Annotated in this window: 14 protein-coding genes; 4 read left to right on the top strand and 10 right to left on the bottom strand. The window is 43.8% G+C overall.

Translation table 11 applies throughout. The features are described from left to right. The first annotated feature begins 76 nt into the window (after nucleotides 1-76). Entirely contained in the window at nucleotides 77-946 is an 870-nt protein-coding gene (locus MHI14_RS16300; RefSeq protein WP_341130779.1) for a helix-turn-helix domain-containing protein, read from the top strand. Nucleotides 947-1067: 121 nt separating this feature from the next. On the opposite strand, the gene MHI14_RS16305 is transcribed toward MHI14_RS16300, so the two are convergent. The 4 genes from MHI14_RS16305 to MHI14_RS16320 form a co-directional block, all read right to left on the bottom strand. Continuing rightward, complete coding sequence (locus MHI14_RS16305; RefSeq protein WP_341130780.1) at nucleotides 1068-2762, bottom strand: ABC transporter substrate-binding protein; 1695 nt, start codon at nucleotides 2760-2762, stop codon at nucleotides 1068-1070. Nucleotides 2763-3037: 275 nt separating this feature from the next. Beyond that, the gene (locus tag MHI14_RS16310) at nucleotides 3038-3313 is read right to left on the bottom strand and encodes a barstar family protein (RefSeq protein WP_091030540.1); all 276 of its coding nucleotides are present in this window, start codon (nucleotides 3311-3313) and stop codon (nucleotides 3038-3040) included. Between the two features lie 14 nt (nucleotides 3314-3327). Beyond that, complete coding sequence (locus tag MHI14_RS16315; protein ID WP_091030542.1) at nucleotides 3328-3762, bottom strand: ribonuclease domain-containing protein; 435 nt, start codon at nucleotides 3760-3762, stop codon at nucleotides 3328-3330. A gap of 257 nt (nucleotides 3763-4019) precedes the next feature. Continuing rightward, the gene (locus MHI14_RS16320; protein ID WP_133384761.1) at nucleotides 4020-4781 is read right to left on the bottom strand and encodes an alpha/beta hydrolase; all 762 of its coding nucleotides are present in this window, start codon (nucleotides 4779-4781) and stop codon (nucleotides 4020-4022) included. Nucleotides 4782-4919: 138 nt separating this feature from the next. On the opposite strand from MHI14_RS16320, the gene MHI14_RS16325 reads away from it, so the two are divergent. From MHI14_RS16325 to MHI14_RS16335, 3 genes are all read left to right on the top strand, one after another. Continuing rightward, entirely contained in the window at nucleotides 4920-5531 is a 612-nt protein-coding gene (locus tag MHI14_RS16325) for a TetR/AcrR family transcriptional regulator (RefSeq protein ID WP_341130781.1), read from the top strand. 28 nt (nucleotides 5532-5559) lie between these two features. Then, nucleotides 5560-6441, top strand: coding sequence for an AraC family transcriptional regulator (locus tag MHI14_RS16330; RefSeq protein WP_249910708.1), 882 nt, complete (start codon nucleotides 5560-5562; stop codon nucleotides 6439-6441). A 108-nt stretch (nucleotides 6442-6549) separates the two neighbouring features. Continuing rightward, nucleotides 6550-7830, top strand: coding sequence for a glycoside hydrolase family 27 protein (locus tag MHI14_RS16335; protein WP_341130782.1), 1281 nt, complete (start codon nucleotides 6550-6552; stop codon nucleotides 7828-7830). Nucleotides 7831-7897: 67 nt separating this feature from the next. Here MHI14_RS16335 and MHI14_RS16340 read toward each other — a convergent pair whose 3' ends face one another. The 6 genes from MHI14_RS16340 to MHI14_RS16365 all read right to left on the bottom strand — a co-directional run bounded on the left by MHI14_RS16340 (nucleotide 7898) and on the right by MHI14_RS16365 (nucleotide 13884). Then, on the bottom strand, nucleotides 7898-9268 hold the full coding sequence (locus MHI14_RS16340) for an MFS transporter (RefSeq protein WP_340967786.1): 1371 nt from the start codon (nucleotides 9266-9268) through the stop codon (nucleotides 7898-7900). Between the two features lie 71 nt (nucleotides 9269-9339). Beyond that, the gene (locus MHI14_RS16345) at nucleotides 9340-9930 is read right to left on the bottom strand and encodes a TetR/AcrR family transcriptional regulator (RefSeq protein WP_091030556.1); all 591 of its coding nucleotides are present in this window, start codon (nucleotides 9928-9930) and stop codon (nucleotides 9340-9342) included. A gap of 117 nt (nucleotides 9931-10047) precedes the next feature. Then, nucleotides 10048-11118, bottom strand: coding sequence for an NAD(P)-dependent alcohol dehydrogenase (locus MHI14_RS16350; RefSeq protein WP_341130783.1), 1071 nt, complete (start codon nucleotides 11116-11118; stop codon nucleotides 10048-10050). A 95-nt stretch (nucleotides 11119-11213) separates the two neighbouring features. Further along, nucleotides 11214-11576 carry a hypothetical protein gene (locus MHI14_RS16355; RefSeq protein ID WP_289392536.1) on the bottom strand — a complete coding sequence of 121 codons (363 nt, stop codon included), beginning with the start codon at nucleotides 11574-11576 and terminating at the stop codon, nucleotides 11214-11216. A gap of 138 nt (nucleotides 11577-11714) precedes the next feature. Then, on the bottom strand, nucleotides 11715-12443 hold the full coding sequence (locus MHI14_RS16360; protein ID WP_091030560.1) for an amino acid ABC transporter ATP-binding protein: 729 nt from the start codon (nucleotides 12441-12443) through the stop codon (nucleotides 11715-11717). Next, entirely contained in the window at nucleotides 12436-13884 is a 1449-nt protein-coding gene (locus MHI14_RS16365; RefSeq protein WP_076327609.1) for an amino acid ABC transporter substrate-binding protein/permease, read from the bottom strand. Before MHI14_RS16365 ends, MHI14_RS16360 begins: the two co-directional genes overlap by 8 nt. Between the last annotated feature and the right edge of the window lie 211 nt (nucleotides 13885-14095).

Genomic DNA, 14095 nt, shown 5'->3' on the forward strand with positions numbered 1-14095 from the left:
CATTTTAAGGTAAGCTGAGTACAATTTCATTGCGTTAACCGCTCTATTTATTGCGTGAAATGACGGGAGGTACTTCATGAGTGGATCCTCTGAGTGTTTTTATGATCCCATCCAGCCTGAGCTCTTATATCTACACAGCATAACGACGTATAAGCTGGAAACGATCTATCATCGCCATAATGCATACGAGATCTACCTGTTTCTTCGTGGCAACGTTCACTTTTATGTAGAAAATCGATGTTACCATGTACAGCGGGGGGATTTGCTCGTGATGTCACCCGAGGAGATGCACCGCGCCTTTATTCTGGATGAATCTGACTATGAGCGAATTACCATTAATCTCAAAAAAACCTACCTTTATCAGCTGTCTACACCATCAACCAATCTGCTGTCATGTTTTGATCATCGCCCCAAAGGAACAGGCAATATCATACATTTGGACGATCATAGCTTGAACCTGATGATGCAATGGACCAACGAACTGGAAGGATTGCTTGCTTCGGATGCTTATGGTACGGACATCAAAATTAATGCAGCCGTAGCCCAATTGTTGGTCCTAATTAACGTCTGGTTTCACAACAATTCTTTTGTTCCCAATGACATCATGCCTGAGCTGGTTCGTGAAACGATGGATTATATTGAAATACATCTCAATCAAGATATTACACTTCGCAAACTCGCCGAAGTGTTCTACATGAACAGTACTTATATCAGCCGTCAGTTCAAAAAGCATACTGGATTGACCATCCGTTCCTACATTTTGGGTCGTCGTATTGAACGGGCCAAATTCCACCTGTCAGAAGGAATGAGTATTACGGATGCATGCTTTCAATCGGGCTTTAGTGACTATGCCAATTTTATTCGCAGTTTTACCAAAATGGTCGGCATCTCCCCCGGTAGATATATCAAACAAAGACGTGATGCAATGGAAGCTTTGCCAAAATAATGATGAGCTTATTCAATGTAAATTAAAAAACATCAAGCCATCTTGCATAGCTCGATGTTTTTTAAGTTCTTGATATACTTCAGATCTGCAAACAGTGCATTACTGTGATTATATCCGCAAGTTAATTGATCTCTTTACCTGTCCACAATCGAACGCGATCTTTAATCCACTCCGTATACTGCTGTTCCATGCCTACTGCACCTGCATTATCAAGTTCGGTAATCATATTGTCGTATATGCCTTCAAAGGCACTTGGAGAGGATGTAATCGCTTCGGCGATCCGTTTCTGAATAATATCCTGCGTTTTCTGGTACACAACGTTATAATCGCCGCTATCCGAAGGAATCGGCATATTGTAAGCAGCGCCCCACTCTTTCACCGGGAACTCCTCTTCGGAAGGGAACAAGTCCTTCCATGTCGTGATGCCATAACCTTTCAAAGCTTCTTTCTCCTCATCAGAATAACTTTGCTGAATCTGTTCTGGATAATTCGTTGTATAGTAATTATCCGTTGAATCTTTAACGCCATCCCCGTAGTGAGCACCAAAAATGTAATACAAGCCTACTCCGGTTTCTTTGGTGAATGTGTTATTGTCTTTGTTTTTACGTTCCTGTACATCGGCCGGGATGGTGCGAACACCGTCTTCCACGTTATATTGCTCGCCTTCAACGCCCCAGTTTCTCAATACTTGCCCTTCTTCAGAAGACATCCAATCCAAAAATTTGATGGCACGGACAGGATCTTCACAATCGACTGTTATGCCAATGCCATAACCATCAAAGCCGATATTTTGGAAATCTTTCCGCTGAAAACTCTCATCTAACGTTACCGGATAGAATCCGTAGGTCATATCGTCTTTTCCTGCGCTTTTCAAAGCATTTTCCGCATCACTGAATCCCCAGCTTGGATCAAGCAAGGATAACACGCGACCACTGGCGATTTTGGACTTATACTGGTCATCCTTCTGAACAAAACTGTCCTTGTCCAGCAAGCCTTCATTGTACATCTTGTTCAACCACCGGAAATATTCCTTCTCCTCGGGACGTTTGTAATGCAGAACGGCTTCGTAGGTATCCGGATTGATGAAATATTCACCATCTCCAGGTCCTCCAGTAGACATGACAGCGGGATCAGTAACTGTGATCATTCGCCGCCAGCCATCTGCACTAAGCGTCAGCGGAATTGTGGGTTGGCCATCATCTGTGGTCGGATGTTTCTTGTAATATTCACGTAGCACTTTTTCGAAATCGTTTAAGGTTTTGATCTCAGGATACCCGAGTTCCTTGACTACACGATGTTGAATGGCAGTACCATTCGTCGCATCGAAGCTGACTTGATCGATCGCACCATTCGTTGGAATCCAATAGATTGAAGGATCGTCATTGCTGTATTTCAACCGATTGAAGTGCTCACCGTAAATCTTTTTCAAATTGGGGGCGTGTTCTTCGATCAGATCCGTCAAATCAATCATTGCCCCGGCATCAACGAGTCTGGTCAAGTTACCTTTGGGGAAAATCAAATCCGGATAATCGCCGCTGGCAGCCATCAGGGAAATGCGGTCGTTTCCGCCTCCGCTCGAAATATCGAATTCTGCATCAATACTTACACCGGTTTCTTCCGTAATTTTCTTCCCTACAGCATCCTGCATTTTGTTCCAGTTGGGACTTGCATCTGCGCCGAAGAAGGTAAATGTGATCGGGCTGTTGGGGTCACTCGTATTTGATTCGGAATTCTCTCCAGCGTTTCCGCAACCGGCGGAAACTAACACAACACTTGTTACGAGACATGCTCCTAGCATTTTTGAAATAGCTCTCATTATTTTTCTGCCCCCTAAATGGTGTTAGTCGTAATAACCAATCCAGACATTACGATGGTTCACTTTGAAATAGTATACGCTTACATATTCGACCGTTAATAAACGATTACAATCCTGCCTACCCTATTCCATGTTTAAAGTATAAGGAAGTCTAATAACCCCAACCTTGATTATTAAGCCATGAAAATAGCATGATCTAGACATAAGTCTCAGTAAAAATGTGAAGACCAAAAAAGCGATGGTTGCCCATCGCCTCATAAAGCCAAACCTACATTTCAATAATATAATTCCAACGTAAATCCTTGGATCTCACCTTCCACATCCCGCAACAATTCCATGAGTTGGTCAGCGTAATCTCCAAGAATCTCTTTGCTTTTCTCAAAACCAATCCATTGAACAGTAAGCGGCATGCTTACAGCCCCAGTCAAGACATCCCATAGTGCGTCCAAATTGCCTCCATAGCTCTCGTCTAACTCAAGCTGGTTTTGCAAAATTTGATGAAGCTCTTCCTTGCTGTGAAAGTCGTTTCCGTTAATCTGAATGATGCTCATATCATTTCCTCCGTTTATTTTAACTGTTCAAATGACTTGTAATGATCTGTCGTCTGGTAGATTAAACCGTCATTCGAGTATAGAATTCGGTCGCTTCCGCGCCGTCCTCCTGAGTAATTTATATCCGCTTCGTACCATATCCGGCCTTTTTTGTTGGGGAGTAATCCTTCCCGGTTCCTGAACACGTCGCCGCCGATGCTTTTGCCTGGAGCGACTTCATGTAAATTCCCTTCACTTGGTTCCCAGCCCAATTCTCTGGCCTCTTTCTTGGTAATGTAATTTGGCGGGAGTTCATTGTGCTCCGAGATATAATTGGCAACCTCATCAAATCCCATATCCTCCGAAACTTGAGGTGATCCGAGATCAAGCACCGACTCTGACGTACAACCTGAGAACAATAATGCAGCGAGGATGATCACTAATGTGTAAGCAAATTTTCTGAAAAACATAATCTTTTCTCCTTTTGATGTTCTTGCTCTTGCTGCCTTCCGTTTTGCTGCTATTTCGATGACAACGCTTCTAATGTTAACGATTTGTGGTAATTAAAGCAATTCTATAAGTCTATTATGGAGTTGAAATTCAATCATTAAAGGCTGTTACCCTGCTCCATTGAAGCATTACTCTTATTCTACAACAAAAAAAGTCGCTAAAATAGCGACTTTAATCGTACCACGATCATTACCATTCAATACATTCATTTAATACATTATTTTAATTTGCCCATCCAGTTCTCAAGGGCTATAACTACCTCTTCCAACTGCTTTTCTTCCGTAATTGCAGGTTGATTATCTCCTTTTTGCATGCCATATGAGCCAAATTGACCGTGATTTCCACCCTCAATACTCACATATGTCGTGTCTTCCGGAAGATTTGCTTTGGAGTTCTCCCAGTCTTCCCTGTTAAGCACTCCGTCATCCGAGCCTGTAATCTGTAAGATAGACAAGTCCGTATTCTTCAAGCTACCTCCTTCATCTGCATAAGAAGCCAAGAAAAAGACGCCTTCCAACTTCTCATTGTGCTCCGCAGCATATCGTGATGCAAATGATCCACCCAATGAATGGCCGCCAATTACAAATGCTTCATTGGGATGTTCTTCGATAAAGGAATCAGCCTTGTTCTGACCGAAAATCGCCAAGTTTATTGGCATGTTCGCGATATATACACGGTGTCCCTGTTCTGCCATTTCTCTGGCAAGTGGAGAATAACTTTCAGGTTCAACCAGACCACCTGGATAAAAAATAATATTCGGTTTGGTTATCTCTGTACCCACGGGTTCAAATCGGTAACCGTCCTTAATCTTAGTGACATTAACCTGAGCATCACTTGTCATCGCCGTTTCCGCTTGTTCAGAAGGACTATACGTAACCGAATTGAGATATACGAAAACGCCGGCCACGATGATAACGATGGACAGGATCGTCCACATGATTATCTTTTTCCATTTGTTTGTACGTTGTGCTGTTTTCAACCTTAAAACCACCTTAGTATGAGGATAATGATATGTCTTTTTTAACTCTTCATAATTATACTTACCGGTAAGTATAATTACAAGTTGATTTTGCTTACTATCGTTATTTGTCATAAAATATTCATGGAGGGAAGTCTAATGACAGAAAAATCACACAAACGATTGCCTGGAAGACCCAAACATGGCAACGACGATATCTCAATTCAGCAAACCATTATTCAAACTGCTTCAAAGTTATTCATGGAGTATGGCTACGAAACAGTCACGCTTCAGCAGATTGGCAAAACATGTAGCGTATCAAAACCAACCATTTATTATCATTTCACCAGCAAACCAGAGCTTTTTAAGGTTGCTTTTACAACAATGCTACAGAATGTGAGCCGGTTAACCTCGCATATCCTTGATCAAGCCGAGAATCTGGAGTCGGGGCTTGTGCGATTGGCAGAGGCCAGACTGGGCAATCCACATGCGGAGATTGAAACCATGCTCAGAGAAGCTGAGCCTTTTCTTGAACCAGCTCAAATTCAGGATATACGAAACGCGGAGCATCAGATTCACGAAGTGTTAGCCTCCCATTTCCAACGGGCAATGGATGAAAACAGACTGCGGACGGACGATCCGTTTTTCCTGGCAGAGACCTTCTCGACTATGATGTTAATGGGGAATCGGGAAGATAACCTGCATAAATATGGTTCCAACTTTTCGCTTGGCCAGAAGCTAGTAGATATTTTCATTCGCGGAGCGCAGTAAAAATTTCAGGGCAATAAGGAGAGCTGACATGAATATCCCTAGAGGAACCTATGGGTTTCGATTCGCCGAAGACAAGGAGCTCCAACTGTGTGTACTGTACGCGGCTGGATGTGATTCAATAACCGATCCTTCTTATCATTGGGATGGACTCGAACGTTCGGACGGGCCTCTCCTGTTATTCCAATATACAATCTCGGGTGAAGGTGTATTTGAGTCGAACAATCGCATTCATCATGTTACCGCAGGACAAGCTTTTTTGGCAGAAATTCCAGGAGTTCATCGCTATTACTACCATTCAGCATCAAAAGAACCTTGGGCGTTTCTGTTCCTGCTGTTCAGGCCCACTCTTATTCTGCCCCATTGGCGAAAATTTCTTCGGGAAGCTGGAGAAGTTCCCTATCTTCCCGCTGATTGTACACCTATCCGACTGTTGCGGATGATCGTGACTGATGCGGCGGCAGGCAGAATCACCGATCCTCTGATCGCATCATCCAGCGTATATCAGTTCATGACAGAATTAACCCGATTACAGAAAACAACGTTGCGCAACAGGGAGAATTGGTCTGAAAACATTCAAATAGCCGTTGAATACATAGAAAACAACTACTCCAAGATGATCAGTATCGATCACCTTGCGGAGCATGTTTCCCTTTCCAAATATCACTTTATACGTCGCTTTTCCTCCAGTACAGGTTTGACGCCTGGTGCTTATCTGACCCGTGTACGTACCGAGAAAGCAATGGAACTGCTGCGCGGAACTACGCTTAGCATTGAAGTCATCGCCGAGCAAGTCGGTTATTCCAGCGGAAGTTATTTTATCAAAGCCTTTCGCAGCATAACCGGCGTTACGCCAGGTGAATTTCGTAGTGGCGGAGAAAGCCTTGTGTACCGTAAATTGTTCTTCGACTAACCGCAATATTTTGCTATTTTATACTCAACATTACTGTAGATATTAATAAAATCCTTTATTATGATGAATTGAGCGAGAGCAATAATTAATCCATAAAGGAGCATTCCCATGAATCATACGCTTGCAGCATCAACTCCACCGCTTGGCTGGAACAGCTGGGATTGTTACGGCGCGGCCGTTACGGAAGACGAAATTCGTGGCAACGCCGAGTACATGGCAGAACATCTTAAAGACTTCGGCTGGAGTTATATTACGGTCGACATTCAATGGTACGAGCCTTTGGCCAATTCTTCGCAATATCGTCCGTTCGTTCCACTCATCATGGATGAATATTCGCGGCTTATGCCTGCCGAGAATCGGTTTCCCTCCGCTGCAGGTGGACAGGGATTTAAGCCATTAGCCGACTACGTTCATAGTCTTGGGCTGCAATTTGGCATTCACATCATGCGCGGTATTCCACGTCAAGCTGCACATGCGGCTACTCCGATTCTGGGTACAACCGCCACTGCGCGCGATATTGCTCATCCAAATTCCATCTGTCCGTGGAATACGGATATGTACGGTGTTGATAGCTCAAAAGAAGGCGCACAAGCCTACTACGATTCGCTTTTTGAACTGTATGCACAATGGGGCGTTGACTTGGTGAAGGTGGACGATATTGCTGCTTCAAGGCTCTATGACACCCATCAGCCTGAGATCGAAATGATATCCAAAGCGATTGAGCGCTCCGGTCGGCCCATGGTACTAAGTCTCTCTCCTGGCCCTGCCCCGGTGGAATACTCAGAATTCTTAGCTGATCATGCCAACATGTGGCGTGTCACCGACGATTTCTGGGACCTTTGGCCGCTGTTATTGGATATGTTCGACCGCTGCCGGACGTGGCAGGGCGTTCCCCAAGCAGGTTGCTGGCCAGACTGTGATATGTTGCCTTTGGGTCATATCGGTATCCGTTCTGTAGACGGTGGTGGAGCAGATCGTTGGACTCGGTTCACGCCTGATGAGCAATTGACGATGATGTCACTGTGGAGTATCTTCCGCTCCCCGCTCATTTTTGGTGGTGAACTGCGAGATAATGATGACTGGACACTATCCCTGTTGACCAATCGTGAGGTTCTGCGAATGCATCGCGAGAGTTATGGAGCCAAAGAAGCCTTACGTAAAGAAGATCTTATTGTGTGGACTGCCCAGCATGCGGATGGTTCCTCTTACGTCGCTGTATTCAACATCGGTGAGAATGCTCTACCTGTGGATCTATCCATTGATGAGGTCGGACTGTCCAGCATTACCGAAGGTACCGAATTGTGGAGCCGAGAAGCAGCTGAATTTACAGAGAATTCCTTAGTTACTACTGTACCTGCGCACGGCGTGCGTCTCTATCGGTTTTCCTAAGTTTGCAAAAGAAAAAGAGAGGTCTGTCGTTCATTAGACAGGCCTCTCTCTCATTTCATGTTCATCGTTAAGATGCACTCGAATGATGAACAGTTTTGGACTTACGCCCAAATTGCAGCATATATAGCATGGTCATCGCAATAACAAACAAAGCGAGCACAATAAAAATATTACTGTAAACAAAAGCTGTCTTATCTTGAATCAAAGGGTTCAGTTGAAGCGTGGTTTTTCCCCCGTCAAGCACCTTTCCTAGGGCAGCAGTAGACACAGACACTGCAATGAAGTTAAACATGGATAGCAACCCCATCCCGATTCCAATTTGCTCTTTGGGAAGCGTCTGAGCAATGGTATTTGAGATCGCAATTTGCATATAAGACTGACCCAGAACACCAAAAACAAGAAAAAAGGAAATCAAGACAGGTGTAGCACCTACAACTAATGATAGGCTTATGAAACCAACAACAAGTAGTGAAGATGCCGTATACAGTAGAAAAGGATTCCCTTTTTCATCCGCAAGCCTTCCACCTTTGCGTCCGAGGAGTGCAGCTACGAGCGCAGAAGGTAGCATAATGACACCTGTCAATGCTGGGGATAGACCATGTACTTCCGAGAGCAATTGTGGCGTAGTAAATGGAATAGCAGGACTGATTGCGATCAGAAGGAATGCAATTCCCATTCCAGCTGAATATGCTTTGTTTTGAAAAACAGCGGGTTTCACAAACGGCACTTCCGCATAACGAATGCGCATGATGAACAGTATTAATAAGACCATCCCGATTAATAGGAACCATGCATTAGATTGGGTTAATGCGAGCAAAAGTGTAGCAACCGTTCCTGCTAATAACGCTCCGCCCAAATAATCCATTTTTTCACTGCCGCCTCTTTCATCATCCATGTATTTTCGATAAAAAGGTAGCGCAGCAAGAGAAAGCAATGGGATTACAAAAAGAAATTGCCAACTTAAAGCACTCGATACAAATCCGGCTACGATCGGAGCAAGAGCATTTCCAAGAGCGATACCAATGGCGGAGGTACCCAACGCTTGCCCGCGTTTCTCCGGTGCGAAGTATCGAACGGGAATAATCATGGCCAATGCAGGTATGACCGCTGCACCAGCAGCTTGTACGATCCGTGCAACAATAACCATCCAATACTCTGTAGCCACAATCCCCAGAAGAGAGCCTGCTGCCAATATCCAAAGACCAAATGAAATTAGACCCTTTATGCTGTATTTATCGGTAAGTTTCCCGTAAGTAACTGTACCTATCGCATATACAATCAAATACCCTGTAACGATCCAACTCGCTTGAGAAGCAGTAAGTTGGAACTCTTTGCCAATCACAGGTAATACAACATTAAACATCATTCCATTCATGACTGATATGATCAGTGTGAAAACAAGAACACGGAGCAATAACGCTTCTTTATTGGTGTTCATCATACTCTCCTCAATTCTTTTGAAAATAAATTGTCTGTCAGTACTTACTGTCATTAAAAACTTTAAAAAAACTAGGGAGTTAATGCCCTAGTAAACGTCCACACACTCTCTGTAATGATGCCTTCCAATGAGAGCCCTGGAAAAAGCACATCTTCTTCGAGATTATTTATGAATACGCCATAATTCAATGACATGAATGAAAAAGCTTGCAGTTCAGGATTGATTTGAACCAACTTTCCTTTATCAAACATGATATTAAAGTAATTGGTTAGAATCTCCAAAAGTTGTTGAGGATGCTTTACCGTTCTCTCTCTATAACCGGGTAGATGCTCTACTTCCTTCAGGCTAATCATAAACAATTTGCGGTTACGGTTCATGATAGTATGATATGTCTTGCTGATCAGCAACAAATCTGTATACAGATCCCATACGAGTTTTTCATTGAAGATCCTTGTCATCTCTTCTGCATAATGATATTGGTCAAAGGCAGTCTCTAACAAGTTTTGTTTGGTTCCAAAGTGCCGAAACAAGGTTTTTTCACTTAGTCCGGCTGTTGTAGCTATTTCCTGTGTCGTCACACTTTTATAGCCTTTTTTTGAAATTAAATCGATGGCCGTCAACATTAATTTTTCTTTACTGCTTAGATTGCTGCTAATGGACATGTCTATATCCCCTCCTTCCTGAATGTCAGTAACCACTGTCATTGATGCAATAATAACTAAAGAGTTTTTTGTTGTCAAGGTACGAATCGACAAGCTACCTTCATGATGCCCTTCTGTTCATACTTCCGTTTTCTTGATGGAGACGACGGCTTTTCCTTTCACACGACCTTCTCCAATATCCCGAATGGCTTGAGCCGCTTCACTTAATGCGTACTCCCGATAAACAATCGGCACGACTTGGCCTGATTCAACAAGTTCTTTCCATACCTCTTGATCCTCATGATTCGGTTTATGAATGAGAAGTATTATTTGCTTATAATTAAGCCTGGCAACAATAGGAGCTGACATCAGATTGAGAAGAATTTGCCACATTTGACCTCCAATCATCACATATCTGCCCCCCTTAACTAATGCACGTTTCACAGCAAAAACCGAATGCTTGCCAATAACATCCAGAATCAGGTCGTATTGCACTCCTTTTGCAGTGAAATCAGCTTTCCTATAATCCAACACATAGTCAGCTCCCACAGCGAGTAACATATCGAGCTTTTCAGCACTGTCAACGCCAGTCACCTCAGCCCCAAGCAATTTGGCATATTGGATGGCAAATGTTCCGACTCCGCCACCGGCGCCATTAATCAGAACACGCTGTCCCTTTTGCAGCTCCCCCCGATCACGTAGACCTTGCAAAGCCAGAACGGCTGCCTGAGGAATAGCTGCTGCCTGCACATAGTTGATACCCGCAGGTTTGGGTGTCAAGGCATTCTCAGCCGCACATACATATTCCGCGAATCCACCCCAGCCGCAACCGGAAAGATCTCCGAACACCTTGTCTCCTGGTTTGAACCGTGTAGCTGAAGCTCCAACGGCGATTACACGCCCTGCGACATCTGCGCCAAGAATTCGATAACGAGGCTGTCGGACCGCGCCGATGCGGTTAACGAATGGCTTCCCATGAAGGAGATCCCAGTCCCAGGAGTTTACCGAAGTGGCATGGACCTCAATTAACACTTCATGATCCTTGGGCATAGGGATGGCTAGTTTTTCTAATCGAAGGACTTCTGGTGTTCCGTAGGTATCATATACCAATGCATTCATGGTGTTATTTCCCCGTTCTTGGGGTAATCCAGCATTATTCGTTTTTTCGCCCATGATCAGTCTCCATTCGATAGACATATGTGTATCCATGGTCCATTACGCATACCCAATCTTCCTGTCGAACAACGGATACGTTGAATATATTCAGCGGTTTCATTTGTTGAAGATTTAGAATGTTGAAATGATTAAATTGCGAGATCATCCATGGCTTGAACAGCTAGCCGGAAGGCTTTAATCCTTCTCTCCAGTAGAGTCTTTTGAGGGCTACCTTCTTTGGACTTGAGATACATGCTCTCAAGGGATGGAAACAATCCAATCAAGACAAGGCGGGCTTCTGCTATATCTTCCTTGGTGTATGAATGAGCTTTTTGATTCCAGACATTTTCCAATAACGCTGCGCCGATACGCAGAGCTTTGAGGCGTTTTTGTAATAAGGTAGTATTTGAACTTTTCTGGATCATATTTGCTAGAGCATTTTCCGATTTGCGGATGGTTGATTGAAAGGCTTTGATGGATTCCAGTTGAACTTCTTGTGACACATTTTCCATGGAGTACAGACCTCGCTTTCTTCGCTTATTTGGTTGATCTTTTAAGAAAGGAGCGCTACCTATAATATCACCTCATAAATATAACAAAAAAAGCCGCTTAAAATAGCGACTTTCAATGTGTTCATTCTCGATTCAGTTCTAGAGTACCTTCTCCAAAAAGCTGATCGTCCGTTCATTCTTCGGATTTCCAAATATCTCTTCCGGAGTGCCCTGCTCGACGATATAACCACCGTCCATGAAGATCACACGATCAGCTACTTCGCGGGCAAAACCCATCTCATGGGTAACGATCATCATCGTCATGCCTTCGCTCGCGAGGTCTTTCATAACACCAAGCACTTCTCCTACCATCTCAGGGTCGAGCGCCGAAGTTGGTTCATCAAATAACATAACGTCCGGATTCATGGCAAGCGCACGAGCGATAGCTACACGTTGTTTTTGTCCACCTGACAGTTGTGTTGGGAAGCTCTCTGCTTTATCAGACAGACCCACACGCTCAAGTAATTTGAGTGCTGTATCACGCGCCTGCTGGGCATTTAATATCCCGAGTTCTCTGGGCGCAAACATGATGTTTTTAAGTACACTAAAATGAGGGAACAAGTTAAAATGTTGAAATACCATGCCAATATTTTCACGAGCCTTGTTCAGGTTGGTTTTAGGGTCATTCAGATCCTGATCATCCACGATAACCCGGCCTGCCGTAATGGCATCTAATTGATTGATACAGCGCAAGAAGGTACTTTTTCCCGAACCGGAAGGCCCGATGACACAGACAACTTCTCCTTCGTTGACCGCCACATCAATTCCCTTGAGAACCTGATTTGTGCCGAAACTTTTCTTCAAACCTTCAACTTTTATTTTAGCCACGACGAACCTTCACCTCCAGATAATCAGCAATTTTGGTCAATGTGATGATAACAATCAGGTACATAACCGCAACCGTTAACCAAATATCAAAAGAGGAGAACGTTCTTGCAATAACAATTTTACCCGATTGTGTCAACTCTACGAGACCAATAACGGACAAGATTGACGTATCCTTCAACGTGATAACCATCTGGTTAATGAAGGACGGAATCATAACCCGCACTGCCTGCGGAATGACGATCTTTATCATCGCTTTGCGATAAGGAAGGCCCAATGAACGAGCAGCTTCCATCTGACCACGATCAATCGATTGAATCCCGCCTCGGATAATCTCGGTTACGTACGCCCCTGCATTCAGACTAAGTGTCAGAATCGCCGCCAGGAACAATGGCATCGTGAAGCCCATCGCCTGTGGAATCCCGAAATAGATAAAGAATGCCAGGACAATCAGCGGAATGCCGCGGAAGATATCTACAAATACAGTGGCAACACCACGAAGGAATTTGTTCTGTCCCACCTTCATAAATCCGAAAATCAAACCAATGATAAACGCAAAGAACAGGGACACAATCGTGTATAAAAGTGTGTTTCCCAGACCTTTAAAAAGTGCAGGAAGAGATTTCTGGATTAGCTCCCAGCGACCTTGATTAGCAACAGTCGGAGCGTTCTCACCAAGATATGTCTCGGTAATGCGTTTATACTCACCGTTAGCTTTGATATTGGCGAGACCTGTATTAAACATCTCCAGAAGCTCCTGGTTTTTCCCCTTGCTTACTGCAAAACCATAAGGAGCGCCATCTTCTTTGTCGGTAACAATTTTCAAACCGTTGTTCTGATTAACCCCATAGGCCAGTACAGGATAATCTTCAAAACAGGCTACGGAATTACCGGTTTTTACATCCTCATACATTTGGTATGACTCATCGAACGGAACGATCGTAAATCCATACTCTGAAGCAATGGACTCTGCAAAACTAAACCCTTCTGTTCCGGTTTTCACGGCTACCTTCTGCCCACGAAGGTCTTCATAACTCTTAATTGTGTCATTGTTGGCACTAACACCCATAACGACACCTGATTCAAAATAAGTATCAGAAAAATCAAATTTTGCTTTTCGCTCATCCGTAATACTCATCCCTGCGATCACACCATCGACTTGATTCGCCTCAAGTGCCTGTACAGCTGCGTTAAATCCCAGGGATTTGATTTGATACTTGAAATTTTGATCTTTGGCGATGGCATCCAGCAAATCCATGTCGATACCAACAAAATCACCATTCTCATCTTCATATTCGAATGGAGCAAATGTGACATCAGTTCCGATAACATAGGTTTTACCGGAATCGGACGCTGCTGCAGCGTTCCCTACCCATCCTGATAGACCGCTCACCAGGAGCAGCATCAGTGAAAGTATAAAAAATGAGATCTTCGTTGTTTTCATGTGTCCTCCCCGTCTCGGTGTTGTCCGAATAATCATTATTTTCTTTGGAATCGGTATTACTGTTATGCTTTTTGTCGTTCTTCTGCCCATTTGATTGTTATTATTTACTGTATATTAACAATCAATGCTTTGCCTTTCCACTTGCAACATTTTCCTCCATCATTTTTTTCCAACCAGTAAAAGTCCTCTTAATACTTACCCTTTAGGTAAG

It is taken from the genome of Paenibacillus sp. FSL K6-2393 (genome assembly GCF_038002545.1).
Lineage (GTDB): Bacteria > Bacillota > Bacilli > Paenibacillales > Paenibacillaceae > Paenibacillus.